The 22,711-nt window shown below is 65.0% G+C and carries 24 protein-coding genes; 14 read left to right on the top strand and 10 right to left on the bottom strand.

Features of this window, described 5'->3' with window-relative positions; genetic code table 11:
* Nucleotides 1-1,902 (bottom strand): DNA mismatch repair endonuclease MutL, encoded by a 1,902-nt coding sequence (gene mutL, locus ABC383_RS10105; RefSeq protein WP_413013638.1) that lies wholly within the window; start codon nt 1,900-1,902, stop codon nt 1-3.
* A 134-nt stretch (nt 1,903-2,036) separates the two neighbouring features.
* Here mutL and ABC383_RS10100 point away from each other — a divergent pair, with 134 nt between their 5' ends.
* Nucleotides 2,037-2,681 carry a VTT domain-containing protein gene (locus ABC383_RS10100; RefSeq protein WP_413013636.1) on the top strand — a complete coding sequence of 215 codons (645 nt, stop codon included), beginning with the start codon at nt 2,037-2,039 and terminating at the stop codon, nt 2,679-2,681.
* 43 nt (nt 2,682-2,724) lie between these two features.
* Here ABC383_RS10100 and ABC383_RS10095 read toward each other — a convergent pair whose 3' ends face one another.
* Both ABC383_RS10095 and tsaE read right to left on the bottom strand, forming a co-directional pair.
* Complete coding sequence (locus ABC383_RS10095; protein ID WP_413013635.1) at nt 2,725-4,080, bottom strand: N-acetylmuramoyl-L-alanine amidase; 1,356 nt, start codon at nt 4,078-4,080, stop codon at nt 2,725-2,727.
* Nucleotides 4,044-4,529, bottom strand: coding sequence for a tRNA (adenosine(37)-N6)-threonylcarbamoyltransferase complex ATPase subunit type 1 TsaE (tsaE, locus tag ABC383_RS10090; protein ID WP_194711668.1), 486 nt, complete (start codon nt 4,527-4,529; stop codon nt 4,044-4,046). The genes ABC383_RS10095 and tsaE overlap by 37 nt, the downstream gene beginning before the upstream one ends.
* 32 nt (nt 4,530-4,561) lie before the next feature.
* Here tsaE and queG point away from each other — a divergent pair, with 32 nt between their 5' ends.
* On the top strand, nt 4,562-5,686 hold the full coding sequence (gene queG, locus ABC383_RS10085) for a tRNA epoxyqueuosine(34) reductase QueG (RefSeq protein WP_413013632.1): 1,125 nt from the start codon (nt 4,562-4,564) through the stop codon (nt 5,684-5,686).
* Here the strand turns inward: queG and ABC383_RS10080 are convergent.
* From ABC383_RS10080 to ABC383_RS10065, 4 genes are all read right to left on the bottom strand, one after another.
* Complete coding sequence (locus tag ABC383_RS10080; protein WP_413013631.1) at nt 5,669-6,559, bottom strand: AEC family transporter; 891 nt, start codon at nt 6,557-6,559, stop codon at nt 5,669-5,671. The two genes, queG and ABC383_RS10080, sit on opposite strands and share 18 nt — an antisense overlap.
* 79 nt (nt 6,560-6,638) lie before the next feature.
* Nucleotides 6,639-7,271 carry an HAD hydrolase-like protein gene (locus ABC383_RS10075; RefSeq protein ID WP_413013629.1) on the bottom strand — a complete coding sequence of 211 codons (633 nt, stop codon included), beginning with the start codon at nt 7,269-7,271 and terminating at the stop codon, nt 6,639-6,641.
* A gap of 30 nt (nt 7,272-7,301) precedes the next feature.
* Nucleotides 7,302-7,892, bottom strand: a complete 591-nt coding sequence (locus ABC383_RS10070) for a response regulator transcription factor (RefSeq protein WP_413013627.1) — start codon at nt 7,890-7,892, stop codon at nt 7,302-7,304.
* A 103-nt stretch (nt 7,893-7,995) separates the two neighbouring features.
* Nucleotides 7,996-10,017, bottom strand: coding sequence for a sensor histidine kinase (locus ABC383_RS10065; RefSeq protein ID WP_413013625.1), 2,022 nt, complete (start codon nt 10,015-10,017; stop codon nt 7,996-7,998).
* Nucleotides 10,018-10,169: 152 nt separating this feature from the next.
* On the opposite strand from ABC383_RS10065, the gene ABC383_RS10060 reads away from it, so the two are divergent.
* From ABC383_RS10060 to ABC383_RS10040, 5 genes are all read left to right on the top strand, one after another.
* Nucleotides 10,170-11,174: a TRAP transporter substrate-binding protein gene (locus ABC383_RS10060; RefSeq protein WP_413013624.1), complete on the top strand. Its 1,005-nt coding sequence runs from the start codon at nt 10,170-10,172 to the stop codon at nt 11,172-11,174.
* A 102-nt stretch (nt 11,175-11,276) separates the two neighbouring features.
* Nucleotides 11,277-11,846, top strand: coding sequence for a TRAP transporter small permease (locus tag ABC383_RS10055; protein ID WP_413013622.1), 570 nt, complete (start codon nt 11,277-11,279; stop codon nt 11,844-11,846).
* Nucleotides 11,843-13,126 (top strand): TRAP transporter large permease, encoded by a 1,284-nt coding sequence (locus ABC383_RS10050; protein WP_413013620.1) that lies wholly within the window; start codon nt 11,843-11,845, stop codon nt 13,124-13,126. Before ABC383_RS10055 ends, ABC383_RS10050 begins: the two co-directional genes overlap by 4 nt.
* A gap of 519 nt (nt 13,127-13,645) precedes the next feature.
* Nucleotides 13,646-14,794: an IS481 family transposase gene (locus tag ABC383_RS10045; protein ID WP_413012297.1), complete on the top strand. Its 1,149-nt coding sequence runs from the start codon at nt 13,646-13,648 to the stop codon at nt 14,792-14,794.
* Between the two features lie 384 nt (nt 14,795-15,178).
* Nucleotides 15,179-15,454 carry a hypothetical protein gene (locus ABC383_RS10040; protein WP_413013618.1) on the top strand — a complete coding sequence of 92 codons (276 nt, stop codon included), beginning with the start codon at nt 15,179-15,181 and terminating at the stop codon, nt 15,452-15,454.
* Here the strand turns inward: ABC383_RS10040 and ABC383_RS10035 are convergent.
* Nucleotides 15,451-16,338 (bottom strand): RMD1 family protein, encoded by an 888-nt coding sequence (locus ABC383_RS10035; protein WP_413013616.1) that lies wholly within the window; start codon nt 16,336-16,338, stop codon nt 15,451-15,453. The genes ABC383_RS10040 and ABC383_RS10035 overlap by 4 nt on opposite strands.
* Nucleotides 16,339-16,512: 174 nt before the next feature.
* Here ABC383_RS10035 and ABC383_RS10030 point away from each other — a divergent pair, with 174 nt between their 5' ends.
* From ABC383_RS10030 to ABC383_RS10015, 4 genes are all read left to right on the top strand, one after another.
* Nucleotides 16,513-17,001 (top strand): methylated-DNA--[protein]-cysteine S-methyltransferase, encoded by a 489-nt coding sequence (locus ABC383_RS10030; protein WP_413013614.1) that lies wholly within the window; start codon nt 16,513-16,515, stop codon nt 16,999-17,001.
* Nucleotides 17,001-17,912 (top strand): site-specific tyrosine recombinase XerD, encoded by a 912-nt coding sequence (gene xerD / locus ABC383_RS10025; protein ID WP_413013612.1) that lies wholly within the window; start codon nt 17,001-17,003, stop codon nt 17,910-17,912. Before ABC383_RS10030 ends, xerD begins: the two co-directional genes overlap by 1 nt.
* A gap of 17 nt (nt 17,913-17,929) precedes the next feature.
* Nucleotides 17,930-18,316 carry a DUF488 domain-containing protein gene (locus ABC383_RS10020; protein ID WP_413013610.1) on the top strand — a complete coding sequence of 129 codons (387 nt, stop codon included), beginning with the start codon at nt 17,930-17,932 and terminating at the stop codon, nt 18,314-18,316.
* 62 nt (nt 18,317-18,378) lie between these two features.
* Nucleotides 18,379-18,594, top strand: a complete 216-nt coding sequence (locus tag ABC383_RS10015) for a hypothetical protein (protein ID WP_413013608.1) — start codon at nt 18,379-18,381, stop codon at nt 18,592-18,594.
* Nucleotides 18,595-18,599: 5 nt separating this feature from the next.
* Here the strand turns inward: ABC383_RS10015 and ABC383_RS10010 are convergent, their stop codons facing one another.
* Nucleotides 18,600-19,556 (bottom strand): endonuclease/exonuclease/phosphatase family protein, encoded by a 957-nt coding sequence (locus ABC383_RS10010; protein WP_413013606.1) that lies wholly within the window; start codon nt 19,554-19,556, stop codon nt 18,600-18,602.
* 36 nt (nt 19,557-19,592) lie between these two features.
* Here ABC383_RS10010 and ABC383_RS10005 point away from each other — a divergent pair, with 36 nt between their 5' ends.
* Together ABC383_RS10005 and plsY are read left to right on the top strand one after the other, a co-directional pair.
* The gene (locus ABC383_RS10005) at nt 19,593-20,087 is read left to right on the top strand and encodes an aminoacyl-tRNA deacylase (protein WP_413013604.1); all 495 of its coding nucleotides are present in this window, start codon (nt 19,593-19,595) and stop codon (nt 20,085-20,087) included.
* Between the two features lie 36 nt (nt 20,088-20,123).
* Entirely contained in the window at nt 20,124-20,729 is a 606-nt protein-coding gene (gene plsY, locus ABC383_RS10000) for a glycerol-3-phosphate 1-O-acyltransferase PlsY (RefSeq protein ID WP_194713854.1), read from the top strand.
* A gap of 75 nt (nt 20,730-20,804) precedes the next feature.
* Here the strand turns inward: plsY and tsaD are convergent, their stop codons facing one another.
* The gene (tsaD, locus tag ABC383_RS09995; RefSeq protein ID WP_413013602.1) at nt 20,805-21,830 is read right to left on the bottom strand and encodes a tRNA (adenosine(37)-N6)-threonylcarbamoyltransferase complex transferase subunit TsaD; all 1,026 of its coding nucleotides are present in this window, start codon (nt 21,828-21,830) and stop codon (nt 20,805-20,807) included.
* An 88-nt stretch (nt 21,831-21,918) separates the two neighbouring features.
* Between tsaD and ABC383_RS09990 the strand changes: the two genes are divergently transcribed.
* On the top strand, nt 21,919-22,542 hold the full coding sequence (locus tag ABC383_RS09990) for an ANTAR domain-containing response regulator (protein ID WP_413013600.1): 624 nt from the start codon (nt 21,919-21,921) through the stop codon (nt 22,540-22,542).
* The last annotated feature ends 169 nt before the right edge of the window (nt 22,543-22,711 follow it).

The following is a 22,711-nucleotide window of genomic DNA, read 5'->3' as shown; positions in this document are numbered from 1 at the left end:
CTATTGGCCGCGCAGGAACAGGCGGTCGAGCTCGGACAGCCCAAGCTGCACCCAGGTCGGCCGGCCATGGTTGCACTGGTCGGCGCGCTCGGTGGCTTCCATCTGGCGCAGCAGCGCATTCATTTCCGGCACCGTCAGCGCCCGGTTGGCGCGCACCGCGGTATGGCAGGCCAGCGTGCCCAGCAATTCGTTGCGGCGCTCGACCAGCACCCGCGAGCCGCCGTATTCGCGCAAATCGCGCAGCACGTCGCGCGCCAGGCCCTGGGCGTCGGCATTCTTCAGCAGCACGGGAATTGCCCGCACCGCCAGCGTGGTGGGCGACATCACCGCGATGTCGAAGCCGAGCGCTTCCAGCGTCTCGCGGTTTTCCTCGACGGCGCCGACCTCGACCGGGTCGGCGAAGAAGGTCACCGGGATCAGCAGCGGCTGCACCTGCACCGCGTCCGCGTCCAGCGAGCGCTTGAATTCCTCGTACAGGATGCGTTCATGGGCCGCATGCATGTCCACCAGCACCAGGCCGGCCGCGTTCTGCGCCAGCACGAAGATGCCGTGCAGCTGGGCCAGCGCGAAGCCCAGCGGGAATTCCTCGGCATCCGCATTCCCGGCCTGGGACTGGGCATGGGCGGCTGGCGCGGCGAAGGCTGTCGATGCGGAAGCGGCCAGGTCGCCGGCGTCGAACAGGCTGGCTGGCCTGGCGTCGCCGGCCGGCTTCAGGTCCGAAAACAGCGCACCGTAACTGGCGGTGGACTGGGCCACGCCGCCGCCGCTGCCGGTATCGCCGAAGCGCGGCGTGAACTGCGACGCGAACGTGGCCTGCTGCTGCGGCTGCGGCCGCCAGGGCGCCGTGCCCGCCAGTGTGGCGGCCGGCTGCGGCGCCGGCGCGGCGCCGGCGGCGGTGGCCGAGGTCTGGGCCAGCGCCCGGCTCACGGCGTGGAACACGAACTGGTGCACCGCCCGGCCGTCGCGGAAGCGCACCTCGATCTTGGACGGATGCACGTTCACGTCGACCAGGGTCGGGTCCAGGTCCAGCCGCAGCACATAGGACGGATAGCGGTCGCCATGCAGCACGTCCTGGTAGGCGGCGCGCACCGCGTGCGTGAGCAGCTTGTCGCGCACGAAGCGGCCGTTGACGTAGAAGTACTGGGCGTCGGCGCGCAGCCGGGCGGCGGTGGGCAGCCCGGCAAAGCCGTGGATGCGCAGCACGCCGCTGGCTTCCTCCAGTGGCAGCCTGGCGCGGGCGAAGTCGTCGCCCAGCAACTGTGCGCTGCGCTTGTCCATCTCGCAGGCGGTCCAGTGCTCGGCGGTGCGGCCGTTGTGGCTCAGGGTGAAGGCGACATCCGGCCGCGCCAGCGCGATGCGGCGCACGACTTCCACGCAGTGGCCGTACTCGGTCTGTTCCGACTTCAGGAACTTGCGCCGCGCCGGCGTATTGAAATACAGGTCCTGCACATCGATCGTGGTGCCGACCGCGCCGGATGCCGGCGCCGGCTCGCGGGCGCCGGGCGCGATTTCCCAGGCATGCGCCGCGTCGGGCGTGCGCGAGGTCAGCGTGACCTGGGCCACCGAGGCGATGGAAGCCAGCGCCTCGCCGCGAAAGCCCAGCGACAGCACGCTTTCCAGGTCGGACAGTGAGGCGATCTTGGAAGTGGCATGGCGCGCCAGGGCCAGCGGCATTTCCTCAGGCGGAATGCCGCGGCCGTTGTCGCAGATGGCGATGCGCTTGACGCCGCCCTGGTCGAGCTTGATCGTGATCTGGGTGGCGCCGGCGTCGAGCGCGTTTTCCAGCAGTTCCTTGACCACTGCGGCGGGGCGCTCGATGACTTCGCCGGCGGCGATCTGGGAAATGAGCTGGTCGGAAAGCGGCTGGATGGCGCGTCGCGCCTGCTGTATCTGTGCATTCATACAGCGATTATAGCCTTCTGCGAACACCAGGTTTGCGCGCCGTCGAGCGTTGAACGCCCGGCAAGGATGGTCGTTCCGGCAAGTCGTAGTGTATGATTTTGCGGCCTTTCTTTAACATTTTTACAAGGAAAACAATGGATTTCATGCAACTCGTCGACATGATCCTGCATGTCGACAAGTCTCTCGGCAAGGTCATCGCCGAATATGGCCAGATGGTCTATGGCGTGCTTTCCGCCATCGTGTTTGCCGAGACCGGCCTGGTCGTGTTTCCTTTCCTGCCCGGCGACACCCTGCTGTTCATCGGCGGCGCCTTTGCCGCCACCGGCGAACTGAATGTCTGGCTGCTGATGGGCCTGCTGCTGTTTGCGGCGATTGCCGGCAATACCGTGAACTACCTGATCGGCAGTGCCATCGGCCAGAAGGTGTTTACCCATGACTACCGCTGGCTGGACCGCGCGGCGCTGGAAAAAACCCATGCCTTCTACGAGAACCACGGCGGCAAGACCATCATCCTGGCGCGCTTCGTGCCGGTGGTGCGCACCTTCGCGCCGTTCGTGGCCGGCGTGTCGAACATGAGCTTTGCCAAGTTCCAGCTGTATAACGTGACCGGCGCGCTGCTGTGGGTGGTGGGCCTGGTGGCGGCCGGATACTTCTTCGGCAATATCCCCATCATCCGCGACCACCTGACCACCATCGTCCTGATCGGCGTAGGCGCCGCGGTGATTCCGGTGGCGCTGGGCGTGATGCTGAAGTTCTACCGCCGCTTTGCACGCGGTTAAGCCACGCAGTCATCTGGATTAACCCGCCCGGCGCGTTCGCCGCTCAGGTCAGCTTGTTCCTGGCCAGCGGCGGGTTCTTCGAGAAGTACTTGCGGATGCCGGTCATCAGCGCCTCCGCCATCTGGTCCTGGTAGCCGTTGTCGGTCAGCCGCGCTTCCTCCTCCGGGTTGGAGATGAAGGCGGTTTCGACCAGGATGCTGGGAATGTCCGGTGCTTTCAGTACCGCAAAGCCGGCCTGTTCCACCGAGCGCTTGTGCAGCCGGTTGATGCCGCCGATTTCATTCAACACCGCGCGCGCGAGCTTCATGCTGTCATTGATCTGGGCGGTGGTGGACAGGTCCAGCAGCACGCTGGCCAGTTGCCTGTCCTGGCCGCGCAGGTTCACGCCGCCGATCAGGTCGGCCGCGTTTTCCTTGTTGGCCAGCCAGCGCGCGGCGGTCGAGCTGGCGCCCTTTTCCGACAGCGCGAACACCGAGGAGCCGCGGGCGGTCGGCTCGACGAAGGCGTCGGCATGGATGGACACGAACAGGTCGGCCTGCACCTTGCGCGCCTTCTGCACCCGCACCTGCAGCGGCACGAAATAATCGGCGTCGCGGGTCAGCATCACCCGCATGTTGGGCTGCTGCTCGATCTTGGCCTTGAGCCGCTTGGCGATGGCCAGCACCACGTCCTTCTCGAAGCTGCCGGAAGCGCCGACCGCGCCCGGGTCCTCGCCGCCATGGCCGGGGTCGAGCGCAATGGTGATCATGCGGTTCAGGTTGGGCGGGGCGTCTTCCTGCGGCTCCTTCTTCGCGATCTGCGGCTCGGACGGCTGCGGCTTGGGCAGCGGCCGGTTTTCCAGCGCAGGCGCGCCGAATTCCGGCGGCAGCTCCCGCGAAGGCCCCTTGGGCAATTCCTTCATCCAGTCGCCCTTTTCGATCAGCGCGGCGATCAGGTCGGGCGGATTGACCGGGTAGAGGTCGAAGATCAGCCGGTGCTGGTAGCTGCCCACCGGCGGCAGCACGAACACCTGCGGCCGTACTTCCTCCTTCAGGTCGAACACCAGGCGCACCACGCCGGGCCGGTTCTGCCCGACCCGCACCTGGCGGATATAAGGGTCGTTGGACTGGATCTTGGCCACCAGGCTCTTCAGGGCCGGGCTCAGGTCCAGGCCTTCGATGTCGACCACCATGCGCTCCGGATCTTTCACCAGGAAGTGGGTGGTCTTCAGGTCGCTGTCGTTTTCCAGCGTGACGCGGGTATATTCCTCGGCCGGCCAGACACGCACGCCGACGATCTGCGCGGCACGCGCCGGTGCCGGTCCCATCATCGACAGCAGCAGGGTGCCGCCGGCCTTGAGCAGCACGCGGCGGTTGCGCGACGTTACAGGTTGGGCGCGAAGTGCAGGCGTTCGAGACATTGGGAACCGTGGGGAGACAGGGCCTGTAATTCTACCTTACGGCCTGTGCCATGCATGGTGAGGAAGACGTTGATGTCGGGCGGGGGCAACACGCCCTCTGCCTTTTCCGGCCACTCGATGATGCAGACGGTGCGGTGGTTGAAGTAGTCGCGGAAGCCGGCGTCGAGAAACTCGTCCGGGCCGGCCATGCGGTACAGGTCGAAATGCACCACGTCCACCGGCTGGCCGGCCAGCTCCACCGTGTAGGGCTCGGCCAGGGTATAGGTCGGGCTCTTCACATGGCCGGGATGGCCGGCCGCATGCAGCAGCGCGCGGGTGAGGGCGGTCTTGCCGGCGCCGAGGTCGCCATGCAGGTAGATCGTCAGGCCCGGCGCCAGCGCGCGCGACAGCGCCGCGCCCAGGGCCAGGGTGCCGGCTTCATCCTTCAGTTCTGCTTCGAAATGCTGCATCTTTTAAAATGGCTGGCTCAGAGAAAACGGGATTGATCATTGTGCAACACGAAAGCGCTATCGACGCTATCGACCTTGACGCGCTGGCCGTGGCCATCAAGGCCTGGGGCCGCGAGCTTGGCTTTGCCGACGTGCGCATCGCCGATGCCGACCTGTCTGCCAGCGAACCGGGGTTCGAGGCATGGCTGGCCGCCGGCTTCCACGGCGAGATGGATTATATGGCAGCCCACGGCAGCAAGCGTACCCGCCCGGCGGAACTGGTGCCCGGCACCCGGCGCGTGATCGCGGCGCGCATGGACTATCTGCCGCGCGACGCCGGCGCCGGCTGGCGCGAGCGGGAGGCGGCGCGCCTGGCCGATCCGCGGGCGGCGGTGGTGTCGGTGTATGCCCGCGGCCGCGACTATCACAAGGTGCTGCGCAGCCGGCTGCAGCAGCTGGCACAGCGGGTGGAGGCGGAAATCGGCGCCTTCGGCTATCGCGTTTTCACCGATTCGGCGCCGGTGCTGGAAGTGGCGCTGGCCGACAAGTCCGGCCTCGGATGGCGCGGCAAGCACACGCTGCTGCTCAACCGCGACGCCGGCTCGATGTATTTCCTGGGCGAGATCTATACCGACCTGGCGCTGCCGGTCGATGCGCCGGTCAGCGCCCATTGCGGCGGCTGCCAGGCCTGCATCACGGCCTGCCCGACGCAGGCCATCCTCGGCCCGCAGCGCATGGATGCGCGGCGCTGCATTTCCTATCTGACGATCGAGCTGAAAGGCAGCATACCGCTCGACTTGCGGCCGCTGATCGGCAACCGGATCCTAGGCTGCGACGACTGCCAGCTGGTCTGCCCCTGGAACAAGTTCGCGCAGCGCGCCAGCCTGCCGGATTTCGACGTGCGCAACGGCCTGGACCAGGCAACGCTTTCGGAACTGTTCGCCTGGACCGAGCAGGAATTCGACCAGCGCCTGCAGGGCAGCGCGATCCGCCGCATCGGCCATGAACGCTGGCTGCGCAACATCGCCGTCGGCCTGGGCAATGCGGCCGATGCCGGGCTGGCCGGCGATGCCGGCATCGTCGCCGCGCTGCAGTCACGCGCGGCGGATGGTTCGCCGCTGGTGCGGGAACATGTGGCCTGGGCGCTGGCGCGCCATGCGTTAGCGCGACAGGTATAGCCAGAGCGGCAGGGTGGCGATCGACACCAGCGTGCCGGCCGAGATGATGAAGGCCACCAGCGGCGCATTGCCGCCCAGCCGCGCCGCCAGCACATAGGCGCTGGACGCGGTCGGCAGGGCGCCGAACATCACCAGGATCTGCAGCTGCAGCCAGGGCAGCCCGAACAGGCGGCCCAGCAGCATCGCCAGCGCCGGCATCGCCAGCAGCTTGACCGCGATGAAATAGGTCGACATCGCCTTGCCTTCCGACAGTCCCGACAGCCGCAGGCCGGCGCCGACCAGGATCAGGCCCAGCGCGATCGACGCATTGCCCATGCGCGACAGCAGCACGCCGGCCACCTCCGGCATCGGCAGGCCCGACAGGTTGTACAGCACGCCGCTGGCGGTGGCCAGCAGCAGCGGATTCTTCGCCAGTTCCTTCGCCAGGCCGCCGCTCTTGTGGACCAGCGCATGGACTGCCGCCATATTGCACAGCGGGACCGCGAAACCGATGATCAGCGCCATCATCGAGGTGCCGTTTTCGCCGCCCAGACGGTAGGCAATCGCCAGCGCCATATAGGAATTGAAGCGGAAGGCGGTCTGCAGCGCCGACTCGAAGCTCATCGGCCCGACCTTGAACAGCGGCTTGGCCAGCCAGCCCATCGCCACGCCGCCCAGCACCAGCAGCAGCGCCGCCTGGATCAGCCTGCCGGTGGCGGAAAAGTCCAGCGGCGTGCGCGAGGTGGAATAGAACAGCAGCGCCGGGAACAGCACGTAATACACCATCTTTTCCAGCCCGGCCCAGAATTCGCTGCCCCAGCGGGTGATGCGCATCAGGATCACGCCAAGCAGGATCAGGGAAAAATCGGGCAGAAGAATGGATGCGATGGACATGGAGGGGCGCTGTCTTGCCGTGCGGCGAAAGGCTACATGTTACCGGATGAAAAGCCTGGGCCGGGTGCGGTGGGGGATATCAAGCCCGTTCCAGGTAGTCGCGCAGCTGCGCCACGGTGTGCGCCAGCGTGTCGGGCTGGTGCGCCGCCAGCGCGTCCGGCAGGGTATAGCCCCAGCCGACCGCGGCGGCGGCGGCCCGCACGCCGCGGGCGGCCTCGATGTCGCGAATCTCGTCGCCTACGCACACGGTCTGACCCGGCGCAAAGCCGGTCCGGTTGAGCAGCGCGCGCAGCTTGCGCTTCTTGCCCAGCAGCGACACGCCGCAATCGAGATGGCGGATCAGCCCGCTCAGGGCGGGGCCGAGCACCGCCTGCACGTTCTCGCGCGAATTCGAACTCAGCACCGCCAGTTCGACGCCGGCATCGGCCAGGTCGCGCAGCAGGGCGGGCATGCCGTCGAACAGCGTGATCTGCGCCGTCCTGGCCGCCATCAGGCGCCGGAAATCCATCGCCACCAGCGGCACCTTCCATGCCGGCAGGCCGACATGGCGCATCAGTTGCCTGGCGTCGAGCCGGCGCAGTTCATCGAGATTGCCGCGGTCCAGCGGGCGGAATCCGTGGGCACGGGCCAGTTCGCCGAAGCTGGCGAGAAAGAAGGGAAACGAGTCGGCCAGCGTGCCGTCGAAGTCGAATACCGCAAGCCTGTGCTTCACGCGCCGTTCCTGCCGTTCATGCTGCGCCGCCTACTTCAGCAGGCGCGCCAGTTCGACGGCGGTCTTGACGTTCATCTTGTCGAAGATGTGCGCCCGGTGCACTTCCACCGTGCGCATCGAGATGCCCAGGCAGTCGGCGATCACCTTGTTCATCTTGCCTTCCAGGATCAGGTCCAGCACTTCGCGCTCGCGCGCCGACAGCGCCGTCAGGCGGTCATGGATGGCGGCGGAAGCGCCCGCGCTGCGCGAGGCGGCCAGCGCCTCTTCGACCCGGTCCATCAGGCTGTTGTCGTTGAACGGCTTCTCGAAAAAATCGAAGGCGCCGCGCTTCAGGGCGCTGACCGCCATCGGCACGTCGCCGTGGCCGGTCAGGAAGATCACCGGCAACCGCGCCGTCAGGCCGCGCGCATCCAGCGTCTCGAACAGCGCGATGCCGCTGGTGCCGGGCATGCGGATGTCCAGCAGCAGGCATTCCCCGCCTTCGTCGAAGCCGGGCCGGGCTTCCAGCGCGGCGAGGAAGGCGTCGGCGCCGTCATAGGCGGTGGCGGCGATACCGCGCGACTGCGCCAGCCAGGACAGCGCGTCCTGGATCACTTCCTCGTCATCGACAATGTGCAGCATCGGTGTTCCTGGTGAAAGATGGTTTGCGGCGGTGGCGCCAGCATCAGCTCCGGCTCCGGCAAACCAGTGTATCGAAAATTCCCGATGCGCATTCTGCGCCGCCTCATTGCGCAGGCAGCGCCGCATCCGCGGCGCGCGTCATGACCGGCAGCGTGAAGCGGAACACCGTGCCGCCTTGCGGATTATGGCTGTGGCTCAGGGTGCCGCCGTGGAATTCCACGACGGTGCGGCAGATGTTCAGGCCCATGCCCATGCCCTCGGACTTGGTCGAGAAAAAGGGCGAGAACAGCCGCTCGGCCACGTCGTCCGGGATGCCGTGGCCCTGGTCGGTGACGGAGATAGCGATCATCGGCGTGGATGCGCTCTGGTCGAGGGCGGCCTGGATGCGCAGGATGCGGCGTTCCGGCTGCACCGTCTGCATCGACTCGATGCCGTTGCGGGTCAGGTTCAGCAGCACCTGCTCCAGCATCACGCCGTCGCCCAGCACCCTGGGCAGGCCGGGCGCGCTGTTGATGTGGATGGCCACGAAGAACTGGCGCGCCTGCAGTTCCACCAGCGGCAGCAGGCCGTCGAGCAGCTGGCCGACATCGATCGGCATCCGCGCCGGGTCGCGCTTCCTGACGAAGGCATGGACGCTGCGGATGATCTGGCCGGCGCGCTGCGCCTGGGCGCTGGCTTTTTCCAGCGCGCTCCTGAGCATGCCGTGGTCGACGCCGGCTGCCGGCGCCCGTTCCAGCAGGTTCAGCGCGCCGGTGGCATAGCTGGAGATCGCCGCCAGCGGCTGGTTGAGTTCGTGCGCCAGGGTGGAGGCGATCTCGCCCATGCTGGCCAGGCGGGCGCTGGCCTGCAGCTTTTCCTGCTGCTGGCGGTTGATGTTCTCGGCGCGTCGCAGGTCGGACACGTCGAGGATCGAGCCCATCCAGCCGGTCTGGCGGCCGGCATCGTCCAAGAGCGGCGCTTCGAACACCAGCACCGGGAAGCGCTCGCCGTCGGCGCGCTGGAATACCGTTTCGAAGCGCGGCGTGACGCTGCCGGCCAGCACCCGGGAAAACCGGTCGTGGTATTCGTCCATCGCTTCCGGCGCCCAGTAGGGCATGGGCGGCAGGCGGCCGATGATGTCCGACGCCGGCAGCCCGACCATCCGGCAGAACGCGGGATTGACATAGGTGACCCGTCCTTCCAGGTCGCGCGCCCGCAGGCCGGTCACCAGCGAGTTTTCCATCGCGGCGCGGAACGACACCTGCTGGCGCAGCGCGCCCTCGGCCGCCAGCCGGCGGTTGATGTCGCGCCACAGCGCCGCCAGGCTCCACAGCAGGCCCAGCGACAGCACGATCACCGAGCCGACCAGCAGGTTGGGCAGCAGCCGCGGCGCGCTCTTGATGCTGTTGGTGCGCAGGTTCAGCACCACGCCCGGCAGGTCGAGCGCGCGGGTATGGGTGTACACATTGCGGCCGGGGCCGCCCGAGGCGCGCCGGTCCAGCACGGTGTCGTCGCTGTCGGTGAGCAGGATCTCGTTATCCTGCGCAAACCACCATGGCACCAGCTGGTCGAGGATGCTGGCGGTGGAGTAGGTCGCCACCAGGGTGCCCCGGTACTCGCTGCCGCGCAAGAGCGGCACGTAATAGTCCAGCGTCATCGCGCCGCTGGACGAACGCACCGGCTGGCCGTATTGCGGCGTGCGGGTGTCGCGGGCCTTTTCCAGCGCCTGGCGCGAGGCCAGCGGCAGCTCGGCCAGTGTCAGTTCGCTGCCGTCGTCGGTGCCCTTGACCTGGTTGCCGTCGGCATCCAGCCAGGCCACCCGCGCCAGTTCCCGGCTGTTGCGCAGCAGGGCGTCCAGCCTGTCGTTCCATTTGCGGCCTTCCAGGTAGCCGGCCAGCATGTCGGACGCCACTAGGCGCAGGCTTTCCTCGTTGCGCCCGAGCTGGAAACGCACCGTCTGCTCCACCCACAGCGTGTCGGCGATCAGCTGCTCCTGGCGCTCGGTCGATTCCATGTGCTGCGCCTGCCAGGGCAGCCACAGCAGCGCAAACAGGAACAACAGCAGCAGGAATACCGGCAGCAGCCAGCGCCAGGCGTGCTTTCTGCTTGGAAAACCGGGCAGCGAAAAGAAGAGGGGAACAGGCATGGCAGAAATTGTATCTTTGCGGAAACATTAAGTCCGGCTTTGGCTATTGTGGTTATCCACAGTTGTGACATTGGAACCACTTGCACAGAATGTGCTGCCTGTTAATTAACAGCAAGAAAAACAAGAAACATTCTTATCCACCTGGAGAAATCATGAAATTCAAGTCCCTTTATCTGGCGCTGGCTGGCGCCGCCATCGTGGCCGGACCGGCCTTTGCCCAAGCGCCCATCGTGATCAAATTCAGCCACGTGGTGGCGAACGACACGCCCAAGGGCAAGGCGGCGGAGCGTTTCAAGGAACTGGCGGAGAAGGGCACCAAGGGTCGCGTGAAGGTCGAAGTGTACCCGAACAGCACGCTGTACAAGGACAAGGAAGAAATGGAAGCGCTGCAGCTGGGCGCGGTGCAGATGCTGGCGCCGTCGCTGGCCAAGTTCGGCCCGCTGGGCGTGAAGGAATTCGAGGTTTTCGACCTGCCTTACATCTTCCCGTCCAAGGACGTGCTGTACCGCGTCACCGAAGGCCCGGTCGGCAAGGACCTGTTCAAGAAGCTCGAACCCAAGGGCATCACCGGCCTGGCCTACTGGGACAACGGCTTCAAGGTCATGTCGTCCAACAAGCCGATGCATGTGCCGGCCGACTTCAAGGGCATGAAGATGCGCATCCAGTCGTCCAAGGTGCTGGACGCGCAGATGCGCGCGCTGGGCGCGAACCCGCAGGTGATGGCCTTCTCCGAGGTCTACCAGGCGCTGCAGACCGGCGTGGTGGACGGCACCGAGAATCCGCCGTCCAACCTCTACACCCAGAAGATGCATGAAGTGCAGAAGCACGTGACCGTGTCCGACCATGGCTACCTGGGCTATGCGGTCATCGTGAACAAGAAGTTCTGGGACGGCCTCCCGGCGGACGTGCGCACCCAGCTGGAAGTGGCGATGAAGGATGCGACCAAGTACGCCAACGCCATCGCCCAGCAGGAAAACGACAAGGCCATGGCGGCGGTCAAGGCGTCCGGCAAGACCGAAATCTATGCGCTGAACGACAAGGAGAAGGCCGAATGGCGCAAGGCGCTGGCGCCGGTCCAGAAGGACATGGAAAGCCGCATCGGCAAGGCCACCATCGACGCCGTCAACAAGGAAGCGGCCGCGCTCGGCGGCAAGTAATCACAAGCGGTCCGTTGCAGCAGCCTCCTGCGGCTTGCCGGCATTGCGCCGGCAGGCCGCATTGCGTCGGGCGGGCCATCCATGCGTCTGTAGGAGACTCCCATGAAAATTCTTGACCATCTTGAGGAATGGCTGATCGCCAGCCTGATGGCCGCGGCGACCATCGTCGTCTTTGTGGCGGTGGTGCACCGCTATGCATCCGGTTGGCCGATACCGGGCGTGCAGGACTGGCTGATACAACTCAACACCAGCTGGGCACAGGAACTGACCATCTACATGTTCGTCTGGATGGCCAAGTTCGGCGCCGCCTATGGCGTGCGCACCGGCATCCACGTCGGCGTCGACGTGCTGATCAACCGCATGAACGGCCCTTGGTACCGCCGCTTCGTGGTGCTGGGTCTCCTGGCCGGCGCGCTGTTTACCGGCATCGTCGGCACCCTGGGCGCAACCTTCGTCTATGAGCTCAGCCACACCAGCAGCACTTCCGAAGTGCTGGAAATTCCGATGTGGATGGTCTACCTGGCCGTGCCGCTCGGCTCCTACCTGATGTGCTTCCGCTTCCTGCAGGTGGCCTGGAGCTTCATCCGCACGGGCGAGCTGCCCAAGCATGACCATGCCCATGTCGAAGGCATCGACCCCAATGAAGAAGACATCGCCGGAGCCAAGGTATGAATGCGCTGATTATCTTTGTACTGCTGCTGGCGCTGATGCTGACCGGCATGCCGATCTCGATTTCGCTTGGCCTGACGGTGCTGACCTTCCTGTTCACCATGACCGAGGTGCCGATCGAATCGGTGGCGCTGAAGCTGTTCACCGGCATCGAGAAGTTCGAGATCATGGCGATCCCGTTCTTCATTTTGGCCGGCAACTTCCTGACCCATGGCGGCGTGGCGCGGCGCATGATCAACTTCGCCACGGCGATGGTGGGCCACTGGCATGGCGGCCTGGCGCTGGGCGGCGTGGTCGCCTGCGCGCTGTTCGCCGCGGTGTCCGGCTCCAGCCCGGCGACGGTGGTGGCGATTGGCTCGATCATCATGCCGGCCATGGTGCGCCAGGGTTATCCCAAGGGCTTCGGCGCCGGCGTGATCACCACCTCGGGCGCACTGGGCATCCTGATCCCGCCGTCGATCGTGATGGTGATGTATTCGGTCTCCACCAACACCTCGGTGGGCAAGCTGTTCATGGCAGGCGTGGTGCCCGGCCTGATGCTGGCCACGCTGCTTGGCCTGACCACGTGGTACCTGGCGAAGAAGCACAACTATCCGCGCATGCCCAAGGCCAGCTGGGCTGAGCGCCTTGCGGCCTTCCGCAAGAGCGCATGGGGCCTGCTGCTGATCGTTATCGTGATGGGCGGTATTTATACCGGCGTATTCACGCCGACCGAAGCGGCCGCGATGTCGGCGGTGTATGCCTTCGTCGTTGCGGTCTTCGTCTACAAGGACATGGGTATGAAGCAGGTGCCCAAGGTGCTGCTGGACTCGGCATCGATGTCGGCCATGCTGCTCTACATCATCACCAACGCGGTGCTGTTCTCCTTCCTGATGACCTCGGAAAACATCCCGCAGGCGATGGCTGGCTGGATCATGGACAAGGGCTTTGGCGTCATCAGCTTCCTGCTGGTGGTCAATGTGCTGCTGCTGTTGGCGGGCAACGTGATGGAGCCGTCCTCCATCGTGCTGATCATGGCGCCTATCCTGTTCCCGGTGGCGATGACGCTGGGCATCGACCCAGTGCACTTCGGCATCATGATGGTGGTGAACATGGAGGTCGGCATGTGCCATCCGCCGGTGGGCCTGAACCTGTACGTGGCCTCGGGCATTACCAAGATGGGCATCAGCGAGCTGACGGTGGCGGTGATGCCGTGGCTGCTGACCATGCTGGGCTTCCTGCTGCTGGTGACGTACGTGCCGCAGATTTCGCTGTGGCTGCCTAATCTGCTGTACGGGAGCTGAGTTGCGTTGAGACGCTCAGGCAAAAAACCGTCGCTCCTGTGAGCGGCGGTTTTTTTATTGGGCGGTCGTATGAGGCCGGGATGAAGTTGACTGTGGAAGAAGAGGGCCACAGTAGCAGTAGCAGTAGCAGTAGCAGTAGCAGTAGCAGTAGCAGTAGCAGTAGCAGTAGCAGTTGCAGTTGGCTTTTGCCGTTGCCGTTGCCGTTGCCGTTGCTTTTGACGTTGCCGTTGCCGTTGCCGTTGCAGTGAAATCCCGTTGAGCGCGCCGTGTCAGCGGTGCCCGGAGCGGGAAAAGGTGCGGCGTCTGTCTGAGTCAAGCGCAGCTTGGCGAGTTTAGCCGCGCCCCGCTCCGGGTACCGCTGACACGGGAACCCCGCGCAGCGGGGCGCGATCACCGGGTCGCCTTTTTTTGGTTACTTTTTTTGGCGAAGTGTATAGACCGGGGACATGGGTAACAACTGTGCCGGGACATGGGTAACACTTTGGCGTATTCCATATCAAGCCAAAGGATTCTCTAACCATGCCCTGGAAAGACGTTGACATGATGACCCTTCGACAAGAATTTACGGCGCTAGCGCAGCAGGATGGCGTGAACTTCAGTGCCCTATGCACGCGTTTTGGAATCAGTCGCAAGACAGGATACAAATGGCGTGAACGCAGCATGACGCAGGGCCCTGCTGGCCTGCAGGACTGCTCGCGCAGACCCTGCAATACGCCACTGCGTACCAGCCAGGCAAACGAAGAGCTGGTAGTGAAGGTGCGTCTGAAACACCCCACCTGGGGCGGCCGCAAGATTCATCGCAGCCTGCTCAATCAGGGTCACATCCAGGTGCCAACCCCCAGCACCATTACCCGGATTCTGCATCGACATGGCTTGATCTCAGAAAAGGCAAGCGCAAACAGCACCGCCTGGCAGCGCTTCGAGCATGCCCAGCCCAATGATCTCTGGCAGATCGACTTCAAGGGCCATTTCCAGACCGGCCAGGCCACGTGTCATCCACTGACCGTGCTGGATGATCATTCACGCTACAACATCGTCCTGCAGGCTTGCCTGAACCCGGACACTGCCACTGTGCAGGCAGCTCTGGAAACTGCCTTTCGCCATCACGGCATGCCAGTACGGATCAACGCTGACAACGGTTCTCCATGGGGCAGTCCGTCGCAGCACGAGCATGGCATCACCAAGCTCACCATCTGGTTGATTCAGTTGGGCATTCGCATCAGTCACAGTCGTCCGGCTCATCCACAGACCAATGGCAAGGACGAACGTTTCCATCGCACGCTCAAGGCAGATGTGCTGCACGGGCGTCACTTCGTTGACCTTGAGGAGGTCCAGAACGCATTCGACCGCTGGCGAATGATCTACAACAACGAGCGGCCGCATGAAGCCATCGGCATGGCCACGCCGGTAACCCGGTTCCGGCAAAGCCGTCTGGCCTATCCCGAGCGATTGCCAGAGATTGTTTATCCGCAGGAAGACCTGGTGGAGACCGTCGGGTGGAACGGGCATGTGAAGTTCCACAAGCGCAGCTTTCGCGTCTCCAGCGCCTTGCACAGGCATCGTATTGCGGCCCGCGCCCTGTCAGGCCAGGACGGCATTTATGACCTGTACTTTGCGCATCAGCGATTTGGCCAAATCGACTTGCGCAATGCCGAAAAGCACGATTAAATCTGTTACCCATGTCCCGGCACATGTGTAACCTATGTCCCCGGTCTATACAGCGAAGCAAAAAAAGTGACCCGGCCGCCGGGACGGATTCCCGGCTTGTCTCCACGGCAGTGCAGCCGCATTGCGTCACCCGGCAACGCTCGGGCAGCACTGTCGGTGTTGTTGTTGACGTTCGTATTGAAACTTCAAACTTTACAAGCAACTGCTGCTTCGCAGTGACGTCTTTACGCCGGGTGAAACAACACCATCTCACTATCGTCATGACCAAGCCGGGAGTTCGCCCCGGCAGGCGACCTACTTCTTTTGCTTCGCCAAAAGAAGTAGGCAAGAAAAGGCGACCCGGTGATCGCGCCCCGCTGCGCGGGGTCCCCGTGCCGTCGATGCATGGAGCGGGGCGCGGCTAAACTCGCTCCGCTGCGCGGCGCTCAGACAGACGCCGCACCTTTTCCCGCTCCACGCACCGACGTCACGGCGCGCTCAACGGGACTTCACTGCAACGGCAACGGCAACGGCAACGGCAACGGCAACGGCAACGGCAACGGCAACGGCAACGGCAACGGCAACTGTCGCTGCGCGTACTTCAAAGGCAACGGCACACCGCACCCTGCCAACACTCACCTCGTCATTGTCCCTTCACACAACCGTGAAGCACGCTCCTAGTGCCCGAAATGCCCATACAGCGACACCACCAGCTCCATCACGATCAGCGCCACGATGTACCACTCGACCCGATGCGAACTCTTGTAGCGCACCGTCTCCAGCAGCGTCTCGGCAGTGCGCACCAGCGTGGCCAGCTTGCGTTCCAGCGCCTTGGCGCGGTCGATGATTTCATAGTCGCCTTCCAGCCGCGCATGCAGCCCTTCAAGGTGGCTGTTGCTCCACAACAGCTCGGGCTTGTCCATCACCTCGGCCCGGCTCGTCAGCCTGTGTTCCGACAGCAGCATGTTGCCCACCGCCCGCATCAGCTCCTGGGAGCGCACCGAGAAGCGGCCGTCGTCGGCCAGGTCCTGCGCCAGGGGTTCGATGCGGTCGAATTCGCCGGCCGAGCGACTCTCCTGGAAGGACAGCATGGCCGCCTTGGACATCACTTCGGCCAGGAGTTGCAGCCGGTCGCGGTCGGCGGCGTGGATGTGGATCGCATTGCCAACCGGGCCTTCATGGGTTTCGGGGTCGACGATGACCGTCGCCTTTTCCTCGGCCAGCGCATCACCCTTGCCGGAACTGGCGGGGCCGATGCTGGCCATCAGCCATTCGCGGTCGCCGCCTTCTTCGGCGAAGAAGGCCACCGCGCCATAGCGGAAGATGGCCGCCACGCCGGCGCCGGGCAGGCGCACCATCAGCGGCGACTGCGCCACCATCGGCAGGTGAGCCAGCGCCTTGATGTCGATGCGCTCGGCGACGATGGCCACGGCGGCGGTGAATTCGGTGGCGGCGATCAGCGGCTTGCCTTCGCGGCGCACGATGCGCTGGGTGCGCGACCGGCGGCGGCCGGCGCGCGGCGTCCAGTTGATGGCGGGCCGGTGCGGGATGAATGGCTGTGTCATTGTTCTTCTCCCCGTAAATGGAAAACGTGTTCCTGCTCAGTAACGTGGCGTGCCGGCAGGTATGCAGCCCGCTCGGGCTGCCTTTGTACTGTAGCGCATGCCCGATGAAAGCTTTACCCTCCGGCGCAAGCCTTGCCGGTGCCGCGCGCGCATTTTTCCTTTATGCTGGCGGCCATGCCGATTCCCTCGATTTTCTCCGCCGTCCTGCCGGCCCCGTTTGGCGCGATGGGCGTGCGCACCGACCATGGCCTGGTGCGCGAACTGGTGTACCTGCCGCCATCCCATGCGCTGCTGGACCCGGCCGACGACCTGGCCGAACAGGTCGCGCGCCAGCTGCAACGCTATTTCGCCGACCCCGACTTCCGCTTCGACCTGCCGCTGCAGGCAGCTGGCACGCCGTTCCAGCAAAAGGTGTGGTCCGCGATTTCCGCCATCCCGCGCGGCCGGGTGCGCACCTATGGCGACATCGCCCGCCTGCTCGGCTCGGCGCCACGCGCGGTGGGCCAGGCCTGCGGCGCCAACTGGTTTCCGCTGGCAGTGCCGTGCCACCGCGTCACCGCGGCCGGCGGGCTGGGCGGCTTTGCCAACAGCGCCGACGCCGACGGCTTTCACCTGCGCGTCAAGCGCTGGCTGCTGGCCCATGAAGGCGTGGAGGGCTACTGATGGAACAGGCAGCAAAGGCGCTCGCCAGCCAGCCGCAGATCGACGCCTTCTGCGACACCCTGTGGCTGGAAGACGGCCTGGCGAAGAACACCCTGGAAGCCTACCGCCGCGACCTGACCCTGTTTGCAACCTGGCTGGAAGCCGAGCACGGCAAGCCGCTGGACGCGGCGGGCGCGCCTGAACTCAACGGCTATTTCGCCGCCCGCCATGCCGACAGCCGCGCCACCTCGTCGAACCGCCGGCTGGCGGTGCTGCGGCGCTATTACCAGATGGCGCTGCGGCAGAACCGCATTGCGGTCGACCCCTGCCTGCGCATGCGTTCGGCGCGCCAGCCGCAGCGTTTCCCCAAGACATTGTCGGAAGCCCAGGTCGACGCGCTGCTGGCCGCGCCCGACACCAGTACGCCGCTGGGCCTGCGCGACCGCACCATGCTGGAACTGATGTATGCCAGCGGCCTGCGGGTATCGGAACTGGTGCTGCTCAAATCCATGGAAGTCGGCATGAACGAGGGCGTGCTGCGCATCACCGGCAAGGGCGACAAGACGCGGCTGGTGCCCTTTGGCGACGAGGCGCGTGGCTGGATCGAGCGCTACCTGAAGGAGGCGCGCGGCGCCATCCTGAACGGGCAAACCGATGACGCGCTGTTCGTCACCGCCCGCGGCGGCGCGATGACCCGGCAGATGTTCTGGATACTGATCAAGAAGCATGCGCTCAAAGCCGGCATCAATGCGCCGCTGTCGCCGCATACCCTGCGCCATGCCTTCGCCACCCATCTGCTCAACCATGGCGCCGACCTGCGGGTGGTGCAGTTGCTGCTGGGCCATGCCGACATTTCCACCACCCAGATCTATACCCACGTCGCCCGCGAGCGCCTGAAGCTGCTGCATGCGCAGCATCATCCGCGCGGCTGACTGAACAGTCGGAAATCATGGCCATCCGCATCGTGCGTCTCGGCAGCCCGCGCGTGGAAGGCGAGGGATTGCGGCTGGGCACCGTGCGGCGTCCGCCGCGCGGCGTGCCCAAGGCCGATTTCGCCCGGCGCGATTTCTACGACGTCTGGCTGCCGCTGCTCTCGCCCGAGCCGGAACTGGTGAAAACCTGGCTGCAGGCGGACGACGACGCCACTCTATCCCGCTGCCGCAAGCACTTCATCGCCCAGATGAACAAGCCCGACGCCGCCCGCCTGCTCGACCTGCTGGCGGCACTGTCGCATCAGACCGGATTCTCCCTGGGCTGTTACTGCACCGACCCGGCCCGTTGCCACCGGACTGTATTGCGCGATCTCCTGATCGAGCGCGGAGCGATTATCGAATAAAAGTTCGGCATGCTAGGATGCTGGGACAGCCCACCCAGTAGTCCTTCATCGGAGAGAACGTCGTGGCGAAAACCAATTTTCAGTACGAGAAGCGGCAGAAAGAGCTTGAAAAGAAGCGCAAGAAGGAAGAAAAACTGAAACGCAAGCAGGAGCGTGCAAGCGAACCCGGCGAGAGCGGCGAGGGAGGGGAGGGAGGCGAGGGTGGCAATACCCAGGCCAGCGGCACGGAAGCGCTTCCCGAACCGGTGGAACACGATTCCCAGACGGAAACGCCCTGATCCGGTCAACCCTGGAACAGGCGCAGCCTGACCAGCAACGCGCCATGATCGGAAGTCTCGGGGGCGCGGAAAATCACATGGTCGTTCAGGTAGGCCACGTCGAGCACTTCACCCAGCGCATGCTTCGATGCAGGGTTGAATTCCTCCGAGACCAGCACATGGTCGATGGTCTCAAAGTTGCCGTCATGCACATGGGTATAGCCGACATCGCGCAGCGGGTCGCGCCGTGACTGCAGCCGGTAGCATTCAAACATCCGTTCGTCATGGCCATTCGGGCCGCGGCCGCCACCCAGCACCATCTGGGTCGGCACCGCGTCGGCCACGTCATTGAAGTCGCCCATCACCATCATCGGCAGGCGTCGGCCGGCGGCGAAATCGGTCAGCAGGTAGCGCAGGCCCAGCGCTTCGGCGCCGCGCCGCACCATGGACCGCAACACCGCCGCGCCGACGCTGGCGGGATCGGTTTCATTGTCATCGGTTCGGTAGTCAGGTCGCTTGGATTTGAGATGGACCACAAAAATCGTCAGCGCCAGTCCGGGCGCCAGCAGCACCGGCACCTGGAGCACCGGCCGGGTGAAGCGGGTCATGGCTTCCTTCAGGTCCAGCAGCGGCACCGCCAGGCCGCGCGGCAGGTCCACATGCTTGAGAGGTTCGCCGGCCAGCGGCAGCCGGGTGACCAGCGCAACACTGGGCGTGAGCTTGCCCGGCTCGGGCTCGAAGCCGATATGGACGGCGTCGCGGTAGCGTGCGCTGCGCGCCATCACTTCCCTGACCGCATCCTGTGAAAACACTTCCTGCAGGGCAATGACGTCGGCGTCGAGCCGGTCGAACTGGCGCGCCAGCCAGTCGATCTTGGCGTCGTACTGCGCTTCGGTATAGGGTTCGATGCCGTCGTAGAAGCGCAGGCCGGGACGGGCGAGGTTCAGGACGTTGAAGGTCGCTAAGCGAATTTCCTGTTGCATAATACCTCACCAAAATTTCGAATGAGCGTATCACGCATGAGCAGGAAAGAGCATATCTCCGAGACCCCGGCCACCCAGTATCTGCGGCGCCAGCGCATTGTCTTCTCGGAACACCCCTACCAGTACGAGGAACATGGCGGCACCGCGGTGTCGGCGCGCGAGCTGGGCGTGGATGAACACCAGGTGGTCAAGACCCTGGTAATGCAGGACGAGGCCGGCAAGCCGCTGATCGTGCTGATGCATGGCGACTGCAAGGTGTCGACCAAGAACCTGGCGCGCCAGATCGGCTGCAAGTCGGTCGAACCCTGCGCGCCCGAGGTGGCGCAGCGCCATTCCGGCTACCAGGTCGGCGGCACCTCGCCGTTCGGCACCCGCAAGACCATGCCGGTGTATGTCGAACAAGGCATCCTCGGGCTGGAGCGGATCTACATCAACGGCGGCCGGCGCGGCTACCTGGTCGGCCTCGATCCGGCCGTTCTCCCTACGATACTCCCGGTGACCGCTGTATCATGCGCGCTGGCCGGGCAATAGCCGGCTCCGACACTATCAATAAGACCCAGGGAGTCTATGTATACCGTTCTGTTCGCCGTGGCCGCCTATCTGATCGGCTCCATTTCCTTTGCCGTGGTGTGCAGCCGGCTGTTCGGCATCGCCGACCCGCGCACCTACGGCTCGAAAAATCCGGGCGCCACCAATGTGCTGCGCAGCGGTAACAAGAAGGCGGCAATCGCCACGCTGATCGGCGACTGCGCCAAGGGCTGGTTCGCGGTCTGGCTGGCCATTCGCCTGGCGCCGCAATTCGGCGTGGAAGAGGGCGGCATCGCGCTGGTGGCGATCGCGGTCTTTCTCGGCCACTTGTGGCCGGTGTTTTTCCGCTTCGTCGGCGGCAAGGGCGTGGCTACCGCGCTCGGCGTGCTGCTGGGCCTGAATGTCTGGCTGGGCCTGGGAACGCTGGCCACCTGGCTGATCATCGCCTATGCCTTCCGCTACTCGTCGCTGGCGGCGCTGGTGGCCAGCCTGTTCGCGCCGTTCTTCTATGTGCTGCTGTTCGGCGTCGATGTGCAATTGCTGGCGGTGGTGGCGATGAGCGTGCTGCTGGTCTACCGGCACGGCAAGAATATCGCCAACCTGATCAGCGGCAAGGAAAGCCGCATCGGCAGCAAGAAGTCGTAGCGGCTGTTCTGGCGCCCGTGCGGGATCGCGGTCCATCGCAGGCGCCGGCAGGCGGCATCCGCGCCGGCCCTGGCCTCAGATCCTCAGTTCATCCAGCGGCCAGCGCGGACGCACATTGAAGGCATAGTCCTTCTGCGCCGCTTCCGGCTGCAATTGCAGCCGCATCGCGCCGGCAAAGGCGATCATCGCACCGTTGTCGGTGCAGAACTCCAGTTCCGGATAAAACACCCGGAAGCGTTTTTTCGCCGCCGCCGCATTCAGCGCTTCCCGCAGCTGGCGGTTGGCGCCGACGCCGCCGGCGATCACCAGCCGCTTCAGCCCGGTCTGCTTCAGCGCCGCCAGGCACTTCGCCACCAGCACTTCCACGATTGCATCGACGAAGGCACGCGCCACATTGGCCTTGTCCTGCTCGCAGATATTGGTGATGTTGTTCTTCACCAGCGTCAGCACCGCGGTCTTGAGCCCGGAAAAGCTGAAGTTCAGATTCTTCGAATGCAGCATCGGCCGCGGCAGGGTATAGACGGCAGGATCGCCGAATTCCGCCAGCCGCGAAATCGCCGGACCGCCCGGATAACCCAGGCCCAGCAGCTTTGCCGACTTGTCGAACGCTTCGCCGGCGGCATCGTCCACCGTCTCGCCCAGTAGCGTGTAGCGGCCCACGCCATCGACTCGCATCAGCTGGGTGTGGCCGCCCGATACCAGCAGCGCCACGAAGGGAAATTCCGGCGGCTCGCTGGCCAAAAGCGGCGACAGCAGGTGGCCTTCCAGGTGATGCACGCCCAGCACCGGCTTGTCCAGCGCCAGGCCCAGGCCGCAGGCGACGGAGGCGCCGACCAGCAGCGCGCCGGCCAGGCCGGGGCCTTGCGTATAGGCGATCGCATCGATCGCATGGCGGTCGGTGCCGCCCTGGGCCAGCACCTGTTCCAGCAGCGGCAGCGCGCGCCGTATATGGTCGCGCGAGGCCAGTTCCGGCACCACGCCGCCGTATTGTTCATGCATGGCCACCTGCGAATGCAAGGCATGGGACAGCAGGCCGCGCTGCGTGTCATACAGGGCCAGGCCGGTTTCATCGCAGGAGGATTCGACGCCGAGGACTATCATTCAGAAGGACCGGAAGAGGGTGGCAAGCTTTTTGCAAAGCGGTATTGTAAAGGAAAGCGCCCCTGCGCTTATCAGACCCATGACCTCCATGACCGATTCGAAACTGCTGCGCATTGTCGTCGTCAATTCCCTGGTTCCCGCCGACGGCGCGGACGACGCCGCCATCGAGCGGGCCGAGCGCGCCCGCACCCTGCGCATCAGCCTGCTCGAAGCCGGCTACAACATCCTGGCCGCGCTGCCGCCGGATGCCAGGCTGCAGGAGCAGATCGCCCACCTGCAGCCGGATGTGATCATCGTCGACGCCCAGTCCGACGCCGCGCTGAAGGAAGTGGTGTCGGCCACCACCAACGCGCCGCGGCCCATCATCTGCTTTTCCGAGGACGGCGACCGCGACCGCATGCATGCGGCGCTGGAGGCCGGCGTATCGGCCTATGTCGCCGCCGGGCTGTCGGCGGACTGGGTCAAGGCCGTGCTGGACGTGGCGGTGGCGCGTTTCGAGGTTGACCGCAAGCTGCGCGACGAGCTGTCCGAAACCCGCATGAAGCTGGCCGAACGCAAGGTGATCGAGCGCGCCAAGGGCCTGCTGATGGAGCGCCACCGCTGCAGCGAGGACGAGGCCTACCGCAAGCTGCGCCGTTTGGCCATGGACAAGAACCTGAAGCTGTCCGATGTGGCGCAGCGCATGATCGACGTGGCCGATCTGCTCATTTGACCGCACCAACGCCGGGCCATGTTTAGGGCATGGCCTGCACTTTTCCCGCCGCCGTCCTCTTCTTCCCCGTTGAAAACCCGCGCTGTCCTGGTGCGTCGCACAGGCGCAGGGCAAATCACGCCTCGCGGTGAAGCAAACCGATTTTCCACCGTGCTGGCATACCAATTGC

It is taken from the genome of Noviherbaspirillum phoenicis, from assembly GCF_047237965.1.
Lineage (GTDB): Bacteria > Pseudomonadota > Gammaproteobacteria > Burkholderiales > Burkholderiaceae_D > Noviherbaspirillum_A.
Note: the sequence above shows the minus strand (reverse complement) of the source record. Positions and strands in the feature narration are given on the sequence as shown.

Bases quoted from the DNA above. Each gene is read 5' to 3' on its own strand.
- tsaE (WP_194711668.1), bottom strand. From the start codon at position 4,529: ATGCAGCATTTCGAAGCAGAACTGAAGGATGAAGCCGGCACCCTGGCC.
- ABC383_RS10100 (WP_413013636.1), top strand. From the start codon at position 2,037: ATGGATTTCATGCAACTCGTCGACATGATCCTGCATGTCGACAAGTCT.
- tsaD (WP_413013602.1), bottom strand. From the start codon at position 21,830: ATGATAGTCCTCGGCGTCGAATCCTCCTGCGATGAAACCGGCCTGGCC.
- xerD (WP_413013612.1), top strand. From the start codon at position 17,001: ATGGAACAGGCAGCAAAGGCGCTCGCCAGCCAGCCGCAGATCGACGCC.
- ABC383_RS10070 (WP_413013627.1), bottom strand. From the start codon at position 7,892: ATGCTGCACATTGTCGATGACGAGGAAGTGATCCAGGACGCGCTGTCC.
- plsY (WP_194713854.1), top strand. From the start codon at position 20,124: ATGTATACCGTTCTGTTCGCCGTGGCCGCCTATCTGATCGGCTCCATT.
- ABC383_RS10065 (WP_413013625.1), bottom strand. From the start codon at position 10,017: ATGCCTGTTCCCCTCTTCTTTTCGCTGCCCGGTTTTCCAAGCAGAAAG.
- ABC383_RS09990 (WP_413013600.1), top strand. From the start codon at position 21,919: ATGACCGATTCGAAACTGCTGCGCATTGTCGTCGTCAATTCCCTGGTT.
- ABC383_RS10060 (WP_413013624.1), top strand. From the start codon at position 10,170: ATGAAATTCAAGTCCCTTTATCTGGCGCTGGCTGGCGCCGCCATCGTG.
- ABC383_RS10020 (WP_413013610.1), top strand. From the start codon at position 17,930: ATGGCCATCCGCATCGTGCGTCTCGGCAGCCCGCGCGTGGAAGGCGAG.
- ABC383_RS10095 (WP_413013635.1), bottom strand. From the start codon at position 4,080: ATGTCTCGAACGCCTGCACTTCGCGCCCAACCTGTAACGTCGCGCAAC.
- ABC383_RS10050 (WP_413013620.1), top strand. From the start codon at position 11,843: ATGAATGCGCTGATTATCTTTGTACTGCTGCTGGCGCTGATGCTGACC.
- ABC383_RS10010 (WP_413013606.1), bottom strand. From the start codon at position 19,556: ATGCAACAGGAAATTCGCTTAGCGACCTTCAACGTCCTGAACCTCGCC.
- ABC383_RS10005 (WP_413013604.1), top strand. From the start codon at position 19,593: ATGAGCAGGAAAGAGCATATCTCCGAGACCCCGGCCACCCAGTATCTG.
- ABC383_RS10035 (WP_413013616.1), bottom strand. From the start codon at position 16,338: ATGACACAGCCATTCATCCCGCACCGGCCCGCCATCAACTGGACGCCG.
- ABC383_RS10080 (WP_413013631.1), bottom strand. From the start codon at position 6,559: ATGTCCATCGCATCCATTCTTCTGCCCGATTTTTCCCTGATCCTGCTT.
- ABC383_RS10030 (WP_413013614.1), top strand. From the start codon at position 16,513: ATGCCGATTCCCTCGATTTTCTCCGCCGTCCTGCCGGCCCCGTTTGGC.
- ABC383_RS10040 (WP_413013618.1), top strand. From the start codon at position 15,179: ATGGAGCGGGGCGCGGCTAAACTCGCTCCGCTGCGCGGCGCTCAGACA.
- ABC383_RS10055 (WP_413013622.1), top strand. From the start codon at position 11,277: ATGAAAATTCTTGACCATCTTGAGGAATGGCTGATCGCCAGCCTGATG.
- ABC383_RS10045 (WP_413012297.1), top strand. From the start codon at position 13,646: ATGCCCTGGAAAGACGTTGACATGATGACCCTTCGACAAGAATTTACG.
- mutL (WP_413013638.1), bottom strand. From the start codon at position 1,902: ATGAATGCACAGATACAGCAGGCGCGACGCGCCATCCAGCCGCTTTCC.